The organism is Ruegeria sp. AA3, assembly GCF_056542905.1.
Genome location: NZ_JBQGAQ010000017.1, coordinates 21,250 through 40,618 on the forward strand (window position 1 = coordinate 21,250; position 19,369 = coordinate 40,618).

The 19,369-nt window shown below is 57.3% G+C and carries 20 protein-coding genes; 8 read left to right on the forward strand and 12 right to left on the reverse strand.

Going from position 1 to position 19,369, the window contains the following annotated elements; all coding sequences use genetic code 11:
• The 3 genes from zwf to ACR0JR_RS20645 all read right to left on the reverse strand — a co-directional run bounded on the left by zwf (position 1) and on the right by ACR0JR_RS20645 (position 5,138).
• Complete coding sequence (gene zwf / locus ACR0JR_RS20635) at positions 1-1,446, reverse strand: glucose-6-phosphate dehydrogenase (RefSeq protein WP_170473200.1); 1,446 nt, start codon at positions 1,444-1,446, stop codon at positions 1-3.
• A gap of 164 nt (positions 1,447-1,610) precedes the next feature.
• Positions 1,611-3,854 carry a phosphoenolpyruvate--protein phosphotransferase gene (ptsP, locus tag ACR0JR_RS20640; protein ID WP_010441695.1) on the reverse strand — a complete coding sequence of 748 codons (2,244 nt, stop codon included), beginning with the start codon at positions 3,852-3,854 and terminating at the stop codon, positions 1,611-1,613.
• A gap of 45 nt (positions 3,855-3,899) precedes the next feature.
• Complete coding sequence (locus ACR0JR_RS20645) at positions 3,900-5,138, reverse strand: aspartate kinase (RefSeq protein ID WP_480457862.1); 1,239 nt, start codon at positions 5,136-5,138, stop codon at positions 3,900-3,902.
• A 154-nt stretch (positions 5,139-5,292) separates the two neighbouring features.
• Between ACR0JR_RS20645 and ACR0JR_RS20650 the strand changes: the two genes are divergently transcribed.
• Positions 5,293-5,649, forward strand: coding sequence for a hypothetical protein (locus tag ACR0JR_RS20650; protein WP_480457865.1), 357 nt, complete (start codon positions 5,293-5,295; stop codon positions 5,647-5,649).
• Here the strand turns inward: ACR0JR_RS20650 and ACR0JR_RS20655 are convergent.
• The 5 genes from ACR0JR_RS20655 to ACR0JR_RS20675 all read right to left on the reverse strand — a co-directional run bounded on the left by ACR0JR_RS20655 (position 5,643) and on the right by ACR0JR_RS20675 (position 8,696).
• Positions 5,643-6,281 (reverse strand): SDR family NAD(P)-dependent oxidoreductase, encoded by a 639-nt coding sequence (locus tag ACR0JR_RS20655; RefSeq protein ID WP_480457867.1) that lies wholly within the window; start codon positions 6,279-6,281, stop codon positions 5,643-5,645. The genes ACR0JR_RS20650 and ACR0JR_RS20655 overlap by 7 nt on opposite strands.
• Positions 6,282-6,284: 3 nt before the next feature.
• Positions 6,285-6,746, reverse strand: coding sequence for a DUF1178 family protein (locus ACR0JR_RS20660; protein ID WP_170779378.1), 462 nt, complete (start codon positions 6,744-6,746; stop codon positions 6,285-6,287).
• 71 nt (positions 6,747-6,817) lie between these two features.
• Positions 6,818-7,279 carry an NUDIX hydrolase gene (locus ACR0JR_RS20665; protein WP_260023036.1) on the reverse strand — a complete coding sequence of 154 codons (462 nt, stop codon included), beginning with the start codon at positions 7,277-7,279 and terminating at the stop codon, positions 6,818-6,820.
• 101 nt (positions 7,280-7,380) lie between these two features.
• Entirely contained in the window at positions 7,381-8,148 is a 768-nt protein-coding gene (locus ACR0JR_RS20670) for an EcsC family protein (RefSeq protein WP_480457870.1), read from the reverse strand.
• 53 nt (positions 8,149-8,201) lie between these two features.
• Entirely contained in the window at positions 8,202-8,696 is a 495-nt protein-coding gene (locus tag ACR0JR_RS20675) for a GNAT family N-acetyltransferase (RefSeq protein WP_010441688.1), read from the reverse strand.
• Between the two features lie 72 nt (positions 8,697-8,768).
• Between ACR0JR_RS20675 and ACR0JR_RS20680 the strand changes: the two genes are divergently transcribed.
• Together ACR0JR_RS20680 and ACR0JR_RS20685 are read left to right on the forward strand one after the other, a co-directional pair.
• Positions 8,769-9,374, forward strand: coding sequence for a flavin reductase family protein (locus ACR0JR_RS20680; RefSeq protein WP_480457872.1), 606 nt, complete (start codon positions 8,769-8,771; stop codon positions 9,372-9,374).
• The gene (locus ACR0JR_RS20685) at positions 9,374-10,018 is read left to right on the forward strand and encodes a CatB-related O-acetyltransferase (protein WP_480457873.1); all 645 of its coding nucleotides are present in this window, start codon (positions 9,374-9,376) and stop codon (positions 10,016-10,018) included. The genes ACR0JR_RS20680 and ACR0JR_RS20685 overlap by 1 nt, the downstream gene beginning before the upstream one ends.
• 30 nt (positions 10,019-10,048) lie before the next feature.
• Here the strand turns inward: ACR0JR_RS20685 and ACR0JR_RS20690 are convergent, their stop codons facing one another.
• Complete coding sequence (locus ACR0JR_RS20690; RefSeq protein ID WP_480457875.1) at positions 10,049-11,683, reverse strand: SulP family inorganic anion transporter; 1,635 nt, start codon at positions 11,681-11,683, stop codon at positions 10,049-10,051.
• 205 nt (positions 11,684-11,888) lie between these two features.
• Between ACR0JR_RS20690 and ACR0JR_RS20695 the strand changes: the two genes are divergently transcribed.
• A complete protein-coding gene (locus ACR0JR_RS20695) occupies positions 11,889-12,761 on the forward strand; it encodes an S-methyl-5'-thioadenosine phosphorylase (protein WP_480457876.1) in 873 nt (290 codons plus the stop codon).
• A gap of 2 nt (positions 12,762-12,763) precedes the next feature.
• Here the strand turns inward: ACR0JR_RS20695 and ACR0JR_RS20700 are convergent, their stop codons facing one another.
• Positions 12,764-13,621, reverse strand: a complete 858-nt coding sequence (locus tag ACR0JR_RS20700; protein ID WP_480457878.1) for an alpha/beta hydrolase — start codon at positions 13,619-13,621, stop codon at positions 12,764-12,766.
• A gap of 222 nt (positions 13,622-13,843) precedes the next feature.
• Between ACR0JR_RS20700 and ACR0JR_RS20705 the strand changes: the two genes are divergently transcribed.
• The 4 genes from ACR0JR_RS20705 (at position 13,844) to ACR0JR_RS20720 (ending at position 16,964) form a co-directional block, all read left to right on the forward strand.
• Positions 13,844-14,860 carry a DUF418 domain-containing protein gene (locus ACR0JR_RS20705; protein WP_480457879.1) on the forward strand — a complete coding sequence of 339 codons (1,017 nt, stop codon included), beginning with the start codon at positions 13,844-13,846 and terminating at the stop codon, positions 14,858-14,860.
• Between the two features lie 52 nt (positions 14,861-14,912).
• Positions 14,913-15,542, forward strand: coding sequence for a LysE family translocator (locus ACR0JR_RS20710; RefSeq protein ID WP_480457881.1), 630 nt, complete (start codon positions 14,913-14,915; stop codon positions 15,540-15,542).
• A 228-nt stretch (positions 15,543-15,770) separates the two neighbouring features.
• A complete protein-coding gene (locus tag ACR0JR_RS20715; RefSeq protein ID WP_170541570.1) occupies positions 15,771-16,310 on the forward strand; it encodes an adenine phosphoribosyltransferase in 540 nt (179 codons plus the stop codon).
• Positions 16,311-16,481: 171 nt separating this feature from the next.
• Positions 16,482-16,964, forward strand: a complete 483-nt coding sequence (locus ACR0JR_RS20720; RefSeq protein ID WP_010441680.1) for a fasciclin domain-containing protein — start codon at positions 16,482-16,484, stop codon at positions 16,962-16,964.
• 36 nt (positions 16,965-17,000) lie between these two features.
• Here the strand turns inward: ACR0JR_RS20720 and ACR0JR_RS20725 are convergent, their stop codons facing one another.
• Both ACR0JR_RS20725 and ACR0JR_RS20730 read right to left on the reverse strand, forming a co-directional pair.
• Complete coding sequence (locus ACR0JR_RS20725; RefSeq protein ID WP_480457883.1) at positions 17,001-18,416, reverse strand: FAD-binding oxidoreductase; 1,416 nt, start codon at positions 18,414-18,416, stop codon at positions 17,001-17,003.
• A 38-nt stretch (positions 18,417-18,454) separates the two neighbouring features.
• Positions 18,455-19,273, reverse strand: a complete 819-nt coding sequence (locus ACR0JR_RS20730) for an MBL fold metallo-hydrolase (RefSeq protein WP_480457885.1) — start codon at positions 19,271-19,273, stop codon at positions 18,455-18,457.
• Positions 19,274-19,369 lie beyond the last annotated feature (96 nt).

Here is a 19,369-nt window from a genome sequence, read left to right on the forward strand (position 1 = left end):
TTATCCTCCGATCTGACGCCAGCGACGCCCGTCACGATGCATCAGCATCAATGCTTCTTCAGGCCCCGAGCTGCCCTGATCGTATTTCGCGGGCTTGTCGCCACGCTCTTCCCAGCCGTGAATGATGGGATCAACCCAGGCCCAGGCGGCCTCGGCCTCGTCACCCCGCATGAACAGGGTCTGGTCACCTCGGATCACATCCATGATCAGGCGCTCATAGGCGTCAGGGGATTGGCCATCGTCGCCCAAAGCGTCGGCGAAGCTCATGTCCAGCGCCACATCGGACAGGCGGAACCCGCCCTGCCCCGGTTCCTTGATGGTGGTGCGGAGCGTGATGCCTTCGTCCGGTTGCAGGCGGATTACCAACACGTTGCCGTGCAAAGGGCCAACATTCGGGAAGATCGTGTGCGGTGGGTCGCGGAAAAACACCGCGATCTCGGATTCGCGCGCCCGCAGGCGCTTGCCCGTGCGCAGATAGAATGGCACTCCGGCCCAACGCCAATTGCCAATATGGGCCTTGAGCGCAATAAAGCTTTCGGTACGGCTGGCGGGGTTGCCGACGTGATCCAGATAGCCATCGCCCCCTTTTTCGGTGCGGTACTGGCCACGAGCGATATCCTTGGGTTCCACCGGCTCCAGCGCTTCGATCACTTTGACCTTCTCATCACGCACAGCGTTGGGTGAGAATTTCGAAGGCGGTTCCATCGCCGTCAGGCACAGCAATTGAACCAGATGGTTCTGGATCATGTCCCGCATTGCTCCGGACTGATCGTAATAAGCACCGCGCCCTTCGACGCCTACGGTTTCGGCCACGGTGATCTGGACGTGATCGACATGGGTGGCGTTCCAGAGCGGTTCGAATAGAGAGTTGGCAAAGCGCAGGGCCATCAGGTTCTGCACGGTTTCCTTACCCAGATAATGGTCGATACGGTAAATTTGATGCTCTTCGAAACAGGCGCGCAGGCCCTCATTCAATGCTTTGGCTGATGCAAGATCGTGACCAAAAGGTTTCTCGACTACGATACGACTGTCCAGCGTCGCCAGTCCGTTATCGTTCAGACGTTGTGCGATACCTGAGAAGAGACTTGGGCCGACGGACAAATAAAATGCGCGCACCACATCCGGACGCAGTGCCTTAGCCAAATCGGGCCAACCCGCATCACCCAGTGCATCAACCGGAACATAATCGACGCGAGAGAGAAAGCGATCAAGCGTGTCTTTTTTGAATCCTGGCGCAAACTCTTGCATCGAAGTACGCAGCTGTTCGCGGAACCCATCACTGTCCATGTCGGATCGGGCGGTTCCGATGATGCGCGCATCCTCCGGCATCTGGCCGACCTCGAACCGGTGATACAGGCCCGGCAGGATCTTGCGTTGCGCCAGATCGCCCGTCGCGCCGAACAAAACAAGGTCGAACGGATCAACCGGAATTACGCGTGAGACCATTGCAAGGCTCCTTTCGACTTCCCCGCCAGATTAGGCAAGGATTCAGTCCGGGACTTAACGCATGTGCGTCATAATTCATGTTATCGCTAACATTCATCGGCTGAATAAGAAACCCGAACGCAAAAATCAAGCTCGGATTTACAATCAACATCGCAGAAGGCCGGTCAGGATTGTGTCCGCAGCCAATCCATCACCGCAGGTCGCACGGATTGTTCGCCGCGATGGCGGGCATCGGCGATAATCTTGCGCACTTCCTGAAGGTTCGATCGCAGCATCAGGCTTTTGACCGGCCCGATTGAAGCGGGGCGCATCGACAGCGTCCGAATACCCATCGCAGCGAGGCACAGCGCCTCGACCGGGCGACCGGCATCTTCACCACAGAAGCTAAGCGGAGTTTCGGAAATCGCGCATCGTTCCACAATACGTTCGATAAAACTCAGAAAGCTGACGTTCAACGTATCATAACGACGACGCACCAGCTCATTCTCGCGGTCGGCGGCGAAGAAGAATTGTTTCAAGTCGTTGCCACCGATCGAGATAAAGCCCACCTCGTCAAAGAACTTCTGTGGCGCAAAGGCGAGCGAGGGCGTTTCCAGCATCGCCCCAACCTCGAGTGTTTCGGGCAAGACGTGACCCAGCCGACGTTCACGTTCGATGGTTTTCTTGACCTCCCAGCGCGCTTCCCTGAATTCATCTGCCTGCGCGACAAACGGGAACATGACCGTCAGGGGTCGTCCATCGGCGGCACGGATCAGCGCCTGCAGCTGCATCCGCATCACGCCGCGTTTGTCCAGTCCGACGCGAATTGCGCGCCAGCCCAGCGCCGGATTCGGTTCTTCCACATGCTTCATGTAGGGCAGAACCTTGTCCGACCCGATATCCAATGTTCGGAACACCACTCGCTTTTCGCCCGCCGCATCCAGGACCCGTTTGTATTGCGTTACAAGCTCGGATCGCTTGGGCATCTGATTGCGGATCAGGAATTGCAGCTCGGTGCGGAACAGACCCACGCCTTCGGCACCCGAGTTATTCAGTGATGGCAAATCGGCCATCAAACCCGCGTTCATCACCATGTTGATACGCGCACCATCCTGCGTCACCGTCGGTGTTTCGCGGATCGACGCGTAGCGTTCCTGCGCCTTAGCCTCCATAGCGATCTTGTCGCGGAAGGCACTGACCACGGTGTCTTCGGGTCGCAGATGCACAACGCCGCTATCCCCATCAACCAGAATGTGATCACCATTCAGTGCTTCGGTTGTGATACGGCCCACATGCACCACCAGCGGGATCGCCAGAGCGCGTGCCACGATGGTTGCATGGCTGCCAACCGAGCCTTCTTCCAACACGATGCCTTTGAGCGATCGGCCATATTCCAGCAAGTCTCCAGGGCCGATGTTACGGGCGATCAGGATCGGATCGGGCGGTAGATCAGCCCCGTTGCCATTGCCCTGACCGGTCAGAATCCGCAGTAACCGGTTGCTGAGGTCATCCAGATCCGCCAGCCGTTCACGCAAGTACGGATCGGTGACCTGCCCCATGCGGGCGCGAGCCTGGGATTGCTCTTTCTCGACCGCCGCCTCGGCGCTGAGGCCAAGGGCGATGTCTTCCTCCATCCGGCGCATCCAGCCCTTGGAGTTGGCAAACATCCGGTAAGCTTCCAGAACCTGCAACTGCTCCTTGTCGCCGCCCTGAGAAATCTCGAGCATCTTGTCGACGCCAACGCGTAGCTCTTCAACGGCCTCGGTCAGCCGCTCGCGCTCACGATGCGGATCTTCGGCGATTGGGTTGGTGACGACGACGCGGGGCTCGTGCAGCCAGACATGACCTTCTGCAGACCCTTCCTGCGCAGGTCCCCCGTTCAATTGCACCGACTGCTGATGAAGCGGTGACAAGGCTGCGCCTTCGCCCACGAACGCGCCCAGTTCGGCCATTTCAGCCAGAACCATCGCGACCACTTCCAGCGCATAGACCTCATCCGCTGAAAACTCACGCGCGTCCCGTGACTGCACCACCAACACGCCCAGCTTTTGGCCCAAGCGCTGCACCGGGACACCCAGGAACGACGAATAACGTTCCTCGCCGGTTTCCGGCATGTACCGGAACCCCTTGGCTGACGGCGCATCGGCGGTGTTGACCACCTTGCCGTACTTGGCGACGCGCCCAACCAGCCCCTCACCCATGCGCATCCGGGTCTGGTGCACGGCTTCGGGTGATAAACCTTCGGTGGCGCAAAGCTCCAGCGTATCTTCATCGCGGAACAGATAGATCGAACACACTTCGCGTTCGGTACTGTCTGCGATCAGATGCGTGATCCGGTCAAGACGTTCCTGACCGGCGGCCTCGCTGGCCATTTCTTCGCGCAGCCGCCCCAGCAGCTTGCGAGATTCTGTTTCCGTGCCTTCCGCCATGGCCCACCCACGTTACGGTTTCAGACGGGACACGTGGCTGAAAACTCAGGCCGCCTTGTCCAGTTCAAAGGCATCATGCAGTGCCTGAACCGCAAGTTCCATGTATTTCCTGTCGATCAGGACGGAAATTTTTATCTCGGAGGTTGTAATGACCTTGATGTTGATCCCCTCATCCGAGAGAATCTTGAACATCTTGGCCGCAACACCGGATTGCGAGCGCATGCCGATCCCCACAACCGACACCTTGCAGACATCTTCGTCAGCAACCAGTTCGGCATAGTTCAGCTCACCCTGTTCCTTGATCGCCAGCAGGGCCTTTTCGGCACGCGCAACCTGATTGGTCGGGCAGGAGAACGTCATGTCGGTACGCCCTTCGTCCGAGATATTCTGGACGATCATGTCAACGTTGATACCTTCATCGCTGAGCGCAGTGAAGATGATCGAGGCAATTCCGGGCCGGTCGGCAACCGAGACAACGGTCATCTTTGCCTCATCCCGTGAATAGGCCACGCCCGAGACTACATTGGATTCCATGATTTCCTCCTCGTCGACGACCAGCGTACCAGCCTCGTCGGATTGTTCCTCAAAGCTTGAGAGAACGCGCAGTTTCACCTTGTAACGCATCGCCAACTCGACCGAGCGGGTCTGCAGCACTTTGGCCCCCAGCGAGGCCAGTTCAAGCATTTCCTCGAACGAGATCTTGTCCAGTTTGCGCGCCTTTTCACAGATGCGCGGGTCGGTGGTGTAGACGCCGTCCACATCTGTGTAGATATCGCAGCGCTCGGCCTCGAACGCGGCAGCGAATGCCACGGCGGTGGTATCAGACCCACCGCGACCCAATGTGGTGATCCGTCCTTCGGGGCTGATGCCCTGAAAGCCAGCGACAACCGCAACACGCATGCCTTCGCCAAACTTCTGAGTGATGTTTTCCGGCGGGATCTCTTCGATCCGGGCAGCCGAATGGGCGCCGTTCGTGATCAGAGGCACCTGCCAGCCCTGCCAACTGCGCGCCGGGATTTCCATTTCTTGCAGCGTCAACGCCATCAGGCCTGCGGTAACATTTTCACCCGAAGAGACAACGGCATCGTATTCTCGCGCATCATAGAGGGGCGAGATTTCATCGACCCAACCTACCAGCTCGTTGGTTTTACCCGACATGGCCGAAACGATGACGATCACGTCGTAGCCCTTGGCGACCTCGACACCGACCCGTTTTGCAGCACGGCGGATCCGGTCCAGATTGGCGACCGACGTGCCGCCGAATTTCATCACGAGTACGGGCATGAGGCCAAAGTCTCCGCGCCTTGAATTTCTGATCCCGTGCGTCTTATGCGAGGGGGGGCGTAAGGGCAAGTGGGCAAAGTCTGCGCAGCAGTGCTTTACTTTGATCGCACGTGATGTAAGCGTTCCATCAACATCTTATTCCAAGAGGATTTCCATGTTCCGCTTTGCCCTTGCCCTGTCTCTGATCTCAACCGCTGCCAATGCCCAAGTGGCCACCCTGTCGGGAACGGATGGTGAGAATTCACTGGGCACGGTACCGTGCGCGGCTTTGGCGGGTGACACGCTGGCCAGCTGCCCTGCCGAATTGCGCAAGCGTGAAGATGGAACCGCAACGCTGGCGGTACAGTTGAACACCGGCGAGGTGCGGCGGATCTATTTTACCAAGGGCGTGCCTGATTCCAGCAGTTCGACATCGAATCTGACATATGAAACACGCGGCGACATAATGGTAATTTTCATCGAGCCCGGAGAAGTCTACGAACTCCCCAAAGCGGCCTTGAACACTCAGTAAGGGTGTGCGCGACCGTCCCAGGTTTCAAAACAACCGGTGGTGTCGAGCGAAAGCGCCGCAAAGCGCTCGATCAGGCCATCCGCCGCTTGATCTACGCTGATCTCTGCGCTGGTTCCGCCCATATCGGTCTGCACCCAGCCCGGATGATAGATTCCGACCGCGATTCCATCTGCCTGTAGATCCGACGCAAGGTTGCGACCCAGGTTCAGAACCGCTGCTTTTGAAGCACGATAGATATAGCTGCCACCGGGTGCGCGCGTATGTGATGCCATCTGAGAAGAGACAATCGCAATTCGTCCCCGCCCCGCACGCAGGTTCGGCAATAGTGATTGAATAGTCAGGAACACGCCGGTCACATTGGTGGCGAAGCTCTGCGCCCACATCTCGGCGGGATAACCGTTAAAGTCGTGACCTTTGTCCAGATACACACCCGCATTGCAGATCAGAAGATCGATCGGGCGACCTTGTAATAGCTCGGCCATCGCCGAGTGATGGGCCGGATCTGTGACATCTAATACGATGTCGGCACTGCCGTCTCGCGACGTCCCTATCACTTCTTGGCCTGCGGCACGGTATCGATCCGCCAGGGTTTTTCCGATCCCCCGGTTCGCGCCAGTAATAACGATATGCATTTGTCAGTTGGTCTTACGGCTGGGGACAAACGGCAGTGGCGCGACGGGCACGCCATCTTCGATCAGTGACTGCGCCTCTTCGGGCTGTGCCTCACCATAGATGGCGCGCTCGGGCGCATCACCCAAATGTATTTTGCGCGCCTCGCTGGCGAAATCCTTGCCGACATAGTCAGAGTTTTCTTCGACCTTGCGACGCAGTTCGCTCAACACTTCTTGGATCTCGGGCGAAGGTTTTGCCATATTGATCTCATCTGTTGGCGCTGGCGTCGGCGCCGGAGTTGTATTGGCAACGGTATCTCGTGCAGGCCGAACCCGCGGTGTCATGATCGCCTTTTCCACCTGATCGCAACCACAAACGGCGCAGGTGACCAACCCGGTGTTTGCCAACTTGTCAAACGCAGCGGCTGATTGGAACCAGCTATCAAAGCTGTGGCCTTGGCTACATTTCAATGCGTATTGAATCATGGTGTTTCCAGTTTACGGTTGGCGAATAGATACCGACCAACAAGGCAATATCAAGTCTTGATCTTGACCCACTAGTGCGAATGGCCGCCGAATCCGTCCAAAAGTGCAGCAAGCTCAGGGGATGACACCTTCGCCGATGCTTTTTCAGGCGAATACCACTTCCTTCTGCGTTTACCGGCCTCGGGGAAACGAGTTTCCATTTGCTGTACATACAGCGGAAAAACATCGACCAGACACAACGCAGAAGCATTGTTAGATCGCTTCTTTACGTATGCAAATCGGCCCAGACTTTCAGTTCCACATTTTCCAAGCACGCCCGCCTCTTCCCAGGCCTCCCGCGCGGCAGTTTCTGGCGCAGATAGCCCGTTGATGAGCCACCCTTTTGGAATGATCCAGCGTTGCGCCCGACGGGTCGTGATCAACAAAATTTCAGGCGCACCACATTTGATGCGATAACAAAGTGCAGCAGATTGGGTAAACACAGGCAGCGCCCCGGACAGAGAAAGCCCCTCTGCCGAAAGCCTGCTAGCCACACCACTGCGCCCGTCAAACACGGTTCATACCTACTGCTCGCTCCGCTTATGTTGCGGTTTATAAAGTGATATTTATCATATCTGGTGGAATCTGCCAAGCATTACGGGAAAGTTCCTTGCCTAAGGTCCATCCGTCCCGACAATCGGCGCACCAACTCGTCATGAGGGATGTCGGCGTCAATTGCCAATCGACGGAGCCCGAAATGCACCTGCGCGATCTGCTGATAGTAGCGGGTATAAATAAAGTTCGTGCCACCCCCGGCAAACGCACCAAGCAGCGGTACGGACTGCGCCGCGAGCTTCTGGCCCAGCACGACCGACAATCGCGGAGCAACCAGCGCAATCAGGCGCTGCATGGTTGGCCCCGTCAGGGTCAAACGCATCGAGAAAAAGCCCAGATCAGCCCCATCATCCTCGGCCAGCGGTCCTGCGGCTGACAGCACCCGGATCGAGTCGAATTTCACGTTTTCAGCCTTCGGATCGAACCCTTCGCGTGCTGCCGCGCCTTGGATGGCACGTAGCATCATTGCTGTGGTCGCGGGCAGTTCAACCAAAGCTGTTGACACGCCGCCCAGGCCTCCGGCTGCGCCCATGGCGGTAGTCAGCGCCGTATTGACCCAAGGTTTCTGATCCGGCACCGCCCGGCGCGTGCCTTCGGCGGCATGCATGGCCAGCCAAAGCGCCTGTTCGGTTGCTTCGGTCAGTCCTTCCCGCACTGGTTTTGGCAGCTGATCCAGCAGGGATTCTGCAGACCCACCCAATTTGTTCAAAAGGTTTACCCCCGCACCACCTGCCGAGCCATAAAGTTGCGCCAGCCGGTCAAGTTCGGCCTCGGGATCGAGTTTTTCGACAAGAACAACGTCCTGCATCTGTGCCCTCCTGTTCTGAAAACATCGGCACTTTGCGGCGGATTTTCAATGGGTCAGCGCGTCCAGCGGGTGACAACTCCTTGGATTCCAGACCAAACTCCGGGGATTAGCTCTAACCCAAGCACGCGATCCGGGTTGGTGGGTGGGGGCATCTCAACACCGGTGAGCCGATTGAAACCAAATCGCGCATAATAGGGCGCATCACCCACCAACATGACACGATCCCAGCCTTTGGCGCGCCCGGCTTCAACGCCCTGGTGGATCAGATAGCCGCCCAGCCCCTCTCCCTGATGGGTTGGATGCACGGCCACCGGACCTAGCAGCAATGCGTCGTGATCTTCTATGTGTACGGGCCAAAACCGGATCGCGCCCGCCAGAATACCCTGCCCATCGCGCGCAACCTGCGATAGCCCGGCAACCGGAGGCACGTCATCGCGCAGCCGATAGGACGACAGTGCCTCGCGCCCCGGTGCAAAGCACAGGTCATATAGTGCCTCGACCTCCCACCAGTCCTCTGGCTCTTCCGGCCTGATCCTGAATTGCTGCACGCGCGTCCTCTTTTCCTTGCTGGAATTCGCCCTAGCACTTCGATACGCCTTGGGCAAACGCTTGGAGATCTTATGTTCTATCGCCCCGAAGACGGCCACGGCCTGCCGCACAATCCCTTCAACGCCATCATCACGCCGCGCCCGATTGGCTGGATTTCAACGCGCGATGCGGATGGAATTAACAATCTGGCCCCCTATTCCTTCTTTAACGGCGTCGCCTACACGCCGCCCCAGGTGATGTTTGCCACAACGGGCACAAAGCACGATCAGGACGGCGGCAAGGACAGCATCGCCAATATCGAGGCAACCGGCGTGTTCTGCGTGAACGTCGTAGCCCATGCGCATCGTGACGAGATGAATGCCAGCTCGGAAGGTCTGGCAAAGCACATTGACGAGTTCGCCCATGCCGGGCTGACCCCGATTGAATGCGAAACGATCGCCTGCTCGCGCGTCGAAGGCGCACCCGCAGCGCTGGAATGCAAACTGACGCGGATCGTGACCCTACCGGGTGAGGCAAATCGAGTGGTATTCGGAGAGGTCACCGGCATTCACCTGCAGGACGACCATATTCGCGATGGCAAGTTTGATGTGACCTCGTTCAATCCCCTCGCGCGGCTGGGATATCGGGACTATTCTGTAGTGACAGATTTGTTCAGCCTTTCACGACCGGATGACTGATGCCGCTGCCCGATCCTCTTCGCAGATATCCGATCTCTCTACCCGACGGCTCTAGCCTCAAAGGAACGGTATTCTTATCTCAGGCCGTCGATCATCCCCGGTTCGAGGCTGGAGCTTACACGTATGCCTCTGACTTCGATGCGCCGCAGGACTGGGCGCAGCGGCTTGCACCGTATCTGTTTCCCTTTTCGGAAGAAAAACTGGTGCTCGGCAAGTTCTGCCAGATCGCTCATGGGGTAAGGTTTATCACCGCTTCAGCAAACCACGCGACCGATGGGTTGACCTGCTTTCCGTTTCCAATCTTCAATCCGGATCGCATGACAGGCTACCAACCTGACACACGTGACACGGTTATTGGGCACGATGTCTGGATCGGTTTCGGGGCGCTGATCCTGCCCGGCGCACGGATCGGAAATGGCGCAATCATCGGCGCAGGCTCGGTCGTGCGCGGTGAGGTTCCACCCTATGCGATTGTTACCGGTAATCCAGCGGAAGTTCGACGGTTCCGTTTTGATCGCCATGTTATCGAGCGGTTGCAAGCATTGCGCTGGTGGGATTGGCCCGCTGATACCATCGCACAGGCCGAAGAAGCGCTGCTCTCGGGTGATATCAACGCATTGGAGAAGATCGCTTTGCAGAAATAAGGCGGCCAATCAGGCCGCCTTTTCCGGTATTCAATGCCCACCTAGAATTCCGGTCCGAACCGAATAATCGACAGCCAGTTCGTAATCCGGGTCATCATCGCTATCGACCATCAGGTGGCCGGCCTTGTTCAGTAGCGTGTGACAGTCGCGGCTGAGGTGCCGCAGCATAACCCGCTTGCCCGCCGTCTCGTATTTGGAAGCAATGTTTTCGATGGCCTGCAGCGCGGATTGGTCCACCACACGGCTGGCGGCGAAATCGATAATGACGGTCTCGGGGTCGTTTTGTACCTCGAACAGTTCCACGAATCCTTCGGACGATCCAAAGAACAGCGGGCCCTGAATCTCATAGACCTTCGCGCCCTCTTCCGTTTCCGAGTCGCGCGTGACCGCATGGATGCGTTTCGCGTTATTCCAAGCGTATGCCAATGCCGAGACGATCACCCCGACCACAACAGCCACTGCAAGGTCTTCCATCACAGTCACGACTGTCACCAGTACAATCACGAACGCGTCCATCAAAGGCACCTTGCGCATGATCTTCAGCGAGTTCCAGGCGAAGGTGCCGATCACCACCATGAACATCACGCCCACCAGTGCAGCCAGCGGTATTTGTTCAATCAGCGGAGAGCCGACGAGGATGAACAACAACAGGAACAGTGCCGCAGCGATGCCAGCGATCCGGGTGCGTCCGCCGGATTTCACGTTGATCATCGACTGGCCGATCATGGCACAGCCACCCATACCGCCAAAAAAGCCAGTGACCACGTTGGCGGTTCCTTGCGCGATGCACTCCTGCGAAGCACCGCCGCGTTTGCCGGTGATTTCACCCACAAGGTTCAGTGTCAGCAGAGATTCGATCAGGCCGATTGCCGCAAGGATCAGCGCATAGGGCAGGATGATTTCAAAGGTTTCCCAGTTCAGTGGAACCATCGGGATATGGAATTTAGGCAAACCGCCTTCGATCGATGCCAGATCGCCGACACGCGGGACGTCTAGCCCAATGCCAATGACCAGAGCGGCGACAACAAAAATCCCGGCCAGAGGTGCAGGAATGATGCGAGTGATGCGGGGCATGACCCAAATCACAGCCATGGTCAGAGCGACCAGACCCAGCATTGTGTACAACTGAATGCCTGAAAGCCACTCGCCGCCACCCATGCCGTGGCCGGTGTTTTCCATGGTTCCGGGCACTTTGAACTGCCCCAGCTGCGCCAGAAAGATCACGATCGCCAGACCGTTCACAAAGCCCAGCATCACCGGATGCGGCACAAGGCGGATGAACCGGCCCCAGTGCATTGCTCCTGCGATAATCTGCATGATCCCCATCAGCACCACCGTTGCGAACAGGTATTCGACCCCGTGCTGCGCGACCAGTGCGACCATGACAACCGCTAGCGCCCCGGTTGCGCCCGAGATCATGCCGGGGCGACCGCCGATCAAAGCAGTGATCAGACCGACCAGAAACGCCGCGTAAAGCCCGACCAGAGGGTGCACCCCGGCGACAAAGGCAAAGGCCACGGCTTCGGGGACCAGCGCCAAGGCGACGGTGAGACCGGACAGCAACTCGATCCGCATGCGGGAAAAGGTCAATCCCTCATCCGGGACCCAGCGCAGATCGGGTTTGGCTATACGATTGGCAAAGCTTGCCAGCATGGCTCGGGGCATGGATCGGTCCTGTTGGTCGGTTTTGTTCGCGCGAAAGGGGCCTTCTAGCGGTCAAACCAGCCTCGAGATACTGCGCTAAGCGGGACCCTGATATGCGCCCGGCGCATAGCTTGACGCAGGTGCACACAAACCGTTGAACCTACTTGTCAAAAGAGGCCGTGGCCCGCAGAACTCACCAAGAAGATATTTTCAATGGAGAGCAAACGTGACCCAAACAAAAATCGCCGTCATCGGAGGATCGGGTATCTATGACATCGATGGTCTGGAAAATGCCGAATGGGTCACTGTGGAGACACCATGGGGCGATCCCTCAGATCAGATTCTGACCGGGTCACTGGACGGCATTGAGATGGCCTTTCTGCCGCGTCACGGGCGCGGCCATGTTCATTCACCAACCGAAGTGCCCTATCGCGCCAATATCGACGCGTTGAAGCGGCTGGGCGTAACGGATGTGATTTCGGTGTCGGCCTGCGGGTCATTCCGCGAACCTATGGCGCCGGGTGATTTCGTGATCGTGGATCAGTTCATCGACCGGACATTTGCCCGCGAAAAGAGCTTTTTCGGAACCGGCTGCGTCGCCCATGTGAGCGTTGCCCATCCAACTTGCCCACGCCTGTCGGATGCCTGCGAGACAGCTGGCAAAGCCGCAGGCATCAATATCCATCGGGGCGGCACTTATCTGGCGATGGAGGGGCCGCAGTTTTCCTCACTTGCAGAGTCAAAGATGTATCGCGAGCACTGGGGCTGTGATGTGATCGGCATGACCAACATGCCCGAGGCGAAACTCGCCCGCGAGGCCGAGCTTTGTTATGCCTCGATTGCCATGGTCACCGATTATGACAGCTGGCACCCGGACCACGGCGAGGTCGACGTAACCGCAATCATCGCCACGCTGACCGGCAACGCCGAGAAAGGCCGGGCGCTGGTCAAAGGCCTGCCCGCCTTATTGGGGGCCGAACGTGTGCCCTGCCCGCATGGCTGCGACCGGGCGCTGGAATATGCCATCCTGACTGCGCCAGAAAAGAGAGACCCGGCGCTGCTGGCCAAGCTGGATGCGGTGGCTGGGCGGGTCCTATGATCTCAGTTCTGAGACAGGTTCTTTTGCACCTCGTCCCACAGGCCATATGACCACAGATTGTTGTGGGTTCCGTCCGGGATCACGTAAAGCTGCGCGCTATCAGACATCTCGGCCAGAGCCTGTCCGTGGTGCAGCGGGATGGTTTCATCCTCGGTGCCGTGAAAGATCAACGTCGGCACCGTGATCTGTTCGATCAGTTCGCGGGTGGCAAACTGATCCTTCATCAGGGCAGAGACAGGAAGAAACGGATAGCGTTCTGCAGCGACATCGACGGTTGCAGTGAATGGAGCTTCGAGCACAAGCAATTCCGCCTCGGGGCGCTCAGCAGCAACGGCGGCCGCGATGCCGGTGCCGAGGCTTTGTCCGTGCAAAACAACGGCTTCACCCTTTCCGGTCAGCCGGTCGAACAGTTGCACGCCATCAGAGATCAAGGCCAATTCCGAAGGCTCACCCTCGCTGCCCGGAAAGCCACGATAGCTGGGGGCCAGCAAGCCATAGCCTGAGTTGAGAATTTTGCGCAAACGATCAGCGCGATCACCCAGATTGCCGCTTTGGCCGTGGAAAAACAGGACTGTCGGTGCATCCTGCACCGCAGCCGGCGCGGCCCAGACTGTCAGCACTGTGCCATCGGTCATCGGGACCGATTGCATCTCAACATCTGCCAATCCAACGCTGGACGGGTCGGGCAATTCACCATCGGGTCTGTAAAGCAGGGATTGCTGGTTAAGAAACATGTAACCGACGATGCCTGTATAGATGATCGCACCGGTCAGCAGCAGCCCAACCAGAATGTTTTTTACACGCTCAACGCCAAAGTGGCTGGAACTTGTCTTAGTATCTGCATGTTGTGTTTGAACCATTGCCCCCTCCTTTGGTCGCACTTCGAGTGTGGGAAGTCTTAAGCGCGTTTCAAGATGCATGAGCCAAGCTTCATCCAATCTTAAATCTGTTGCCGCAATGCAAGAACCCCTGGCGTTTGAGATAGCGGCAGTTGAATTGCCCTGATGCCACGCCATGTTGAAGCCAATTATCGACAAAAAGGCATACACTTAGCCAACCCAACCCGAGCATAGAGAGGCGTTATGAAACGTTTGGACGCGCTGGATGCTGCCCGCTTTTTAGCCTTTTGCGGTATGGTGTTGGTTAACTTCCGTATCGCAGCCGAAGTCGCTCCGGGCACTGATTGGGCCTCTGTTTTGATTGATGCGCTGGAAGGGCGCGCAGCTGCTTTATTCGTAGTTCTCGCCGGGATTGGTATCGAATTGTCACGTATCTCAGCAGGATTATTGCTACGCAGAGCTGCATTTCTGTTTGTGATCGGTCTCATGAATATGACCATATTCGACGCCGATATCCTGCATTTCTATGCGCTTTACTTTGTAGTCGGTGCCGCGTTTCTGACGACTTCGAAACGCGGGCTGTGGCTGGGAGCGTTGGGAATCCTGATCCTCACAGTATTCGCCAACCTGATCTTCAACTATGATCAGGGCTGGGATTGGGAAACGCTGGTGTATACCGATCTCTGGAGCTTGTCCGGATTTATTCGCAACGCACTTTTCAACGGCTGGCATCCGGTCTTGCCATGGGCAGCATTCCTATTGATAGGAATGGCGATCGGGCGGTCTGACATTCATACCCTTTGCATTCAGCATCGATTGATCATGTGGGGCTTTGGCGCAGCGGTGCTGGCTCTGTTTCCGCAGATGTTAACATCAGACCCGGAATTGGCGGCCTATTTGGGGACCGAGTCGATCCCGCCCGGCCCATTCTACATAATGGCGGGGACTGGGACCGCCTGTATGGTGATCGGGTTGTTATTGAAGCTCTGGCCAATGATCGAGCGGAGTGGGATCGCGACGTTTCTGACCGCACCGGGACGACAAAGCCTGACGCTTTATATGGCCCATATCCTGATTGGAATGGGGCTGCTGGAAGAACTCGGACTGCTAAACGGATCGCTGAGCGCGCCGCAAATCGCGATGTACGCACTGTACTTCTGTGTCTTGTCGTCACTATTTGCCCTGTTTTGGTTCAGTAAATTCAAGCACGGACCATTAGAGACGGTGATGCGCCGCCTAACAGAACACGCAAAGGCTTGACCTCGCCGTTGCGGCAAGGCTTGGTGTGGGCGACGCATCGATAGGATTTCCAATGTCACTTGAACTCTGGCTCGCCTTTGTGGCCGCATCGACCGCTCTGCTGCTGATCCCCGGGCCGACGGTTCTGCTGGTTCTCAGCTATGCGCTGTCGAAAGGGCGCAGCGTTGCGGTTGCCTCGGCAACTGGTGTGGCTTTGGGAGATCTGGTGGCGATGACTGCATCGCTGTTGGGGCTGGGCGCGTTGGTATTGGCCTCGGCTACCCTGTTCACTGTGCTGAAATGGGTGGGTGCTGTTTATCTGATTTGGCTGGGCATCAAACTTCTTCGCAGCGCACCTTCTGGTGGTTTACAGGCTATTGAGACTGAACGAAATGTCACCGCCCGCAGCGTCTTTGGCCATGCCGCCGCCGTCACCGCGCTGAACCCGAAATCAATCGCTTTCTTCATCGCGTTTGTACCGCAGTTCCTGCGCCCGACTGATCCGTTGGGGCTGCAATTCGCAATACTGATCGCCACCTTCGTCGGTCTCGCCGGGCTAAACGCACTCGCCTATGCGCTGCTGGCGGATCGGCTGCGCCGCATGATCGGACGTACAAACGTCATCACTGCCATGACCCGGTTTGGAGGGCTGACTCTGATCGGGATGGGCGTCGCTACAGCTGTATTGCGCCGCCCTGCCTAAGGTCAGTCTTTGGCATTTTCCTTCATGAACGCCCGGATGAACCGGCGGATTGTGCGTGGCTGACGTAAACCGCGCAACTCGTGGCTTTCGAATGCTCAGTTTCGTTACCATGGCCTGCCAAACGCCATCGGCCGCCGCCGCAAGTAGCCGCAGGCGCCAAAGTTTTCTTGCATGACCGACTTTGATGGGTCAAACACCCCTGCGTGTTTGATGCCAAAGGGGTGGCCCATGTCCAGAAACAAAACGGTCAAGGATTACATTCGGACCATTGTCGATTTCCCGCATGATGGGATCATGTTCCGGGACGTCACCACCCTGTTTGCTGATCCGCGCGGGTTTCGTATGGCAATCGACCAGATGCTGCACCCCTATGCGGGCGAGCGGATCGATAAGGTCGTGGGTCTTGAGGCACGCGGCTTCATTCTGGGCGGTGCCATAGCACATCAGTTGAGCGTTGGATTTGTGCCAATTCGCAAGAAAGGCAAGCTGCCCGGCACTACGATCAGCCAAGACTATAAGCTGGAATATGGCGAAGCTATCGTTGAGATTCATGATGATGCCATCCAGCCGGGTGAAAAAATTCTGGTCGTTGACGACCTGCTCGCTACTGGCGGCACCGCTGCCGCCGGCATCAAGTTGATCGAACGACTGGGGGGCGAGATTATCTCTTGCGCATTCATCATCGACTTGCCCGAACTAGGTGGTCGCAAAGCGCTGGAAGATCTGGGTATGGATGTGCACGTTCTGTGCGAGTTCGAAGGGCTCTGACCATCACACAATTCACGGACTCGTGACTGGAATTCGTGCAACCCTCAAGCTTAGCCCGGGTAAGGCGAATTTCAAGAAACTGCGGCGCTTTATATCTCTGATCTGTTTGTGAACATACTGCGTACCCCGAATGATGCCACCTGAGGCATTTTCAACAAGGGAAATCACGTCATGTTTCGCAAATTCGCTGTTGCTGGAGTTGCAAGTCTTCTGTTGACGACTTCTGTCCTGGCAGATGGGCACTCTAAAGATATCGTCGATACTGCAGTGGGTGCGGGCAGCTTCGCAACGCTCGTCGCTGCGGTACAGGCCGCCGAACTGGTTGAAACGTTAAAGGGTGACGGGCCGTTCACTGTGTTCGCGCCCACGGATGAGGCGTTTGCAGCGCTGCCCGAAGGCACGGTAGAAAATCTGCTAAAGCCGGAAAACAAAGACCAACTTGTCGCGATCCTTACCTATCATGTTGTGCCTGGCAAAGTGATGTCGGGTGATTTGTCCGATGACATGACCGCCGCAACCGTACAAGGCGGGGATATTACTATCGATCTGGACAATGGCGTCATGGTGAATGATGCCAACGTGGTGCAAGCCGATATTGAGGCCGAGAACGGCGTGATCCATGTGATCGACAAAGTTATTCTGCCTGCGTCATGAACTTGTGGCGCGGCCCGGTAGTCGACCGGGTCGCGCTTAGTTTTTAAGAACCGCACCGGGGTTCATGATCCCCTTTGGATCAAGCGCCATCTTGATGGCACGCATGGCCTGCAATCTTACCGGATCGCCATAGTCTTCAAGATCGTCAGTCTTGAGCCTACCAACACCATGTTCCGCACTTACCGATCCTTCAAATTCATGTACCAGATCATGCACGGCACGTTTGACGGCACTGCGTTGTGCATCAAACTCGGCCTTGTCGTGACCGGCAGGTGGAAACACGTTGTAGTGCAGGTTCCCATCACCCAAATGGCCAAAGCAATTCACCCGGAACGGTCCCTGTTTGGCAACCACACGCGCGCCGCGCTGAATAAATTCGGGGATTCGGGAGATCGGAACCGAGATATCATGACTTGAGACAGACCCAACCAAGCGGTTGGCCTCGGGAATCTGCTCGCGCACTGCCCACAACTCGGCTCTTTGAGCCTCGCTCTGAGCAATGACGGCATCCCCCACCAGACCGCGTTCTTCGGCCGCCACATAGATTGCCTCGAGCATGTCCGAAGGATCTTGCCCAGCGGACAGGCCCAACTCGATCAGGACGCTCCATTCCGGTGGCTTCGCAAAGGGTTGCCGAATATCTGGCAGAACCTCGGTCAGAAACTGCAGCCCTTGCCTGTGGATTAGCTCAAACGTGCTGATCGCCTCGCCCACCTGATCCCGCGCCAATGATAACAGATCAATTGCTGCCTCAGGCGAGGCAACCTCTAACATCGCCGTTCCGACCCCTTTGGGTTGCGGGAACAGCTTCAGTGCCGCCGCCGTGATGATCCCCAGCGTCCCTTCGGACCCGATCATCAGGTTGCGCAGATCATAACCGGTGTTGTCTTTGCGCAAACGACTAAGCCCATGCCAGATATCACCGCTTGGCAATACCACCTCAAGCCCCAAACATAGATCGCGTGCATTACCATAGCGCAGCACATTCACGCCGCCGGCATTGGTGGCCAGATTGCCCCCGATCCGACAAGACCCCTGTGCCGCCAGCGACAGAGGAAACAACCGTTCGGCATCCTCGGCTGCCGCCTGTACATCAGCCAGAATGGCACCCGCTTCAGCAACGAGAATGTTTTCGGTCGGGTAGATCGCACGGATTGCTGACATCCGCTCTAGCGAGATGATCAACGGCGTAGGGCCATCCGGCGCAACCTGCCCACCCACCAGACCGGTGCCGCCGCCATATGGAACAACGGGCACGCACGCGTCAGCAGCCAACCGGACCAGGGCCGATACCTCTTCTACGGTCTTAGGCAAGGCCAGCAACCCGCCCTGCCCCACAAACCGCTGACGTGGCTCTTCAAGATAGCGTTCGGAAACGGGCCTCAGTACATCATCGCCCAGCTGGGCGCGTACTGCTTCGGCAAAGCGGTCATCGGCGGGGTACAGAGTCATACCCACTCCCTGCCAAAGGCCAACGGCAGCGGCAAGCCCTATTCCTGCTCAATCAGATACTGGGGTTCCAACACGACGACCGTCGGTCGGTCTGGCAAAGTCCGCAATGAGACGATGAGTTCCGAAACTCCATCTCGTTCAACCGGAAAATCCTCGCGTATATCCACTAGAAATCGCTCAAGTGAGAAGTCCGAGAACCAGTGCATTGGAATAATGATCGAGCTTTTCAGCCGCTTCAGAACTTGGATCATTTCGGGCAGAGGCATGGTCGTCCCACCATCCACTGCGGCCATGACCACATCAAGCCGACCCAATGCCGCGAATTGTTCGTCCGAGGGTATGTGATGCAGATGTCCCAGATGACCGATGCACAACCCCTCTACTTCGAACACAAAGATCGAGTTCCCGCGCTCTTCCACCCCACTGTAGGCCGATCGAATATCGGTCGACACATTACGCACAAGCAGCTCTCCCAGATCGAGATGATGTTCAATGCCCTGCCCGAACTCACCCCAGCCAGGCAGGACGTACGGGATGGCCGGATCGGGATGGGCGGTCCAGTGGGTGCTGTGCGCATGGTTCATCGTGACTACGTCTGGAATCAGCGCTGCGCCGCCGATAAAGCCGGTGAAATCAGTCACCGCGTTCAATCCACCCTGTGTCTGGATCAAAAACGATGCATGCGCGACATAGCTGATCCGAACCGAAAACTCTGGCACGGGATCCTGCCAGGCCGCTTTGTGAAGATATTCAATCCCCGGCGCTGCCTCTGCAATAGCGATACAGTGACTAGGCCGCCGCTCCTGCGCCACAGCCCCGCCCGAGATCATCATCAATACCGCAACAACCCGCCACATACCCCGAGTGTAGCGCAGAACGCCCGCAAGTCATGCCCCTTGTCCATCTGGTCCAAAATACTCCAGGGAGAGTCGCGGCCCGCCGCGACGGGGCAG

Excerpts from the sequence above, each read along its gene's own strand:
- zwf (WP_170473200.1), bottom strand. The coding sequence starts at position 1,446 with ATGGTCTCACGCGTAATTCCGGTTGATCCGTTCGACCTTGTTTTGTTC.
- ptsP (WP_010441695.1), bottom strand. The coding sequence starts at position 3,854 with ATGGCGGAAGGCACGGAAACAGAATCTCGCAAGCTGCTGGGGCGGCTG.
- ACR0JR_RS20645 (WP_480457862.1), bottom strand. The coding sequence starts at position 5,138 with ATGCCCGTACTCGTGATGAAATTCGGCGGCACGTCGGTCGCCAATCTG.
- ACR0JR_RS20650 (WP_480457865.1), top strand. The coding sequence starts at position 5,293 with ATGTTCCGCTTTGCCCTTGCCCTGTCTCTGATCTCAACCGCTGCCAAT.
- ACR0JR_RS20655 (WP_480457867.1), bottom strand. The coding sequence starts at position 6,281 with ATGCATATCGTTATTACTGGCGCGAACCGGGGGATCGGAAAAACCCTG.
- ACR0JR_RS20660 (WP_170779378.1), bottom strand. The coding sequence starts at position 6,746 with ATGATTCAATACGCATTGAAATGTAGCCAAGGCCACAGCTTTGATAGC.
- ACR0JR_RS20670 (WP_480457870.1), bottom strand. The coding sequence starts at position 8,148 with ATGCAGGACGTTGTTCTTGTCGAAAAACTCGATCCCGAGGCCGAACTT.
- ACR0JR_RS20680 (WP_480457872.1), top strand. The coding sequence starts at position 8,769 with ATGTTCTATCGCCCCGAAGACGGCCACGGCCTGCCGCACAATCCCTTC.
- ACR0JR_RS20685 (WP_480457873.1), top strand. The coding sequence starts at position 9,374 with ATGCCGCTGCCCGATCCTCTTCGCAGATATCCGATCTCTCTACCCGAC.
- ACR0JR_RS20690 (WP_480457875.1), bottom strand. The coding sequence starts at position 11,683 with ATGCCCCGAGCCATGCTGGCAAGCTTTGCCAATCGTATAGCCAAACCC.
- ACR0JR_RS20700 (WP_480457878.1), bottom strand. The coding sequence starts at position 13,621 with ATGGTTCAAACACAACATGCAGATACTAAGACAAGTTCCAGCCACTTT.
- ACR0JR_RS20705 (WP_480457879.1), top strand. The coding sequence starts at position 13,844 with ATGAAACGTTTGGACGCGCTGGATGCTGCCCGCTTTTTAGCCTTTTGC.
- ACR0JR_RS20710 (WP_480457881.1), top strand. The coding sequence starts at position 14,913 with ATGTCACTTGAACTCTGGCTCGCCTTTGTGGCCGCATCGACCGCTCTG.
- ACR0JR_RS20715 (WP_170541570.1), top strand. The coding sequence starts at position 15,771 with ATGTCCAGAAACAAAACGGTCAAGGATTACATTCGGACCATTGTCGAT.
- ACR0JR_RS20720 (WP_010441680.1), top strand. The coding sequence starts at position 16,482 with ATGTTTCGCAAATTCGCTGTTGCTGGAGTTGCAAGTCTTCTGTTGACG.
- ACR0JR_RS20725 (WP_480457883.1), bottom strand. The coding sequence starts at position 18,416 with ATGACTCTGTACCCCGCCGATGACCGCTTTGCCGAAGCAGTACGCGCC.
- ACR0JR_RS20730 (WP_480457885.1), bottom strand. The coding sequence starts at position 19,273 with ATGTGGCGGGTTGTTGCGGTATTGATGATGATCTCGGGCGGGGCTGTG.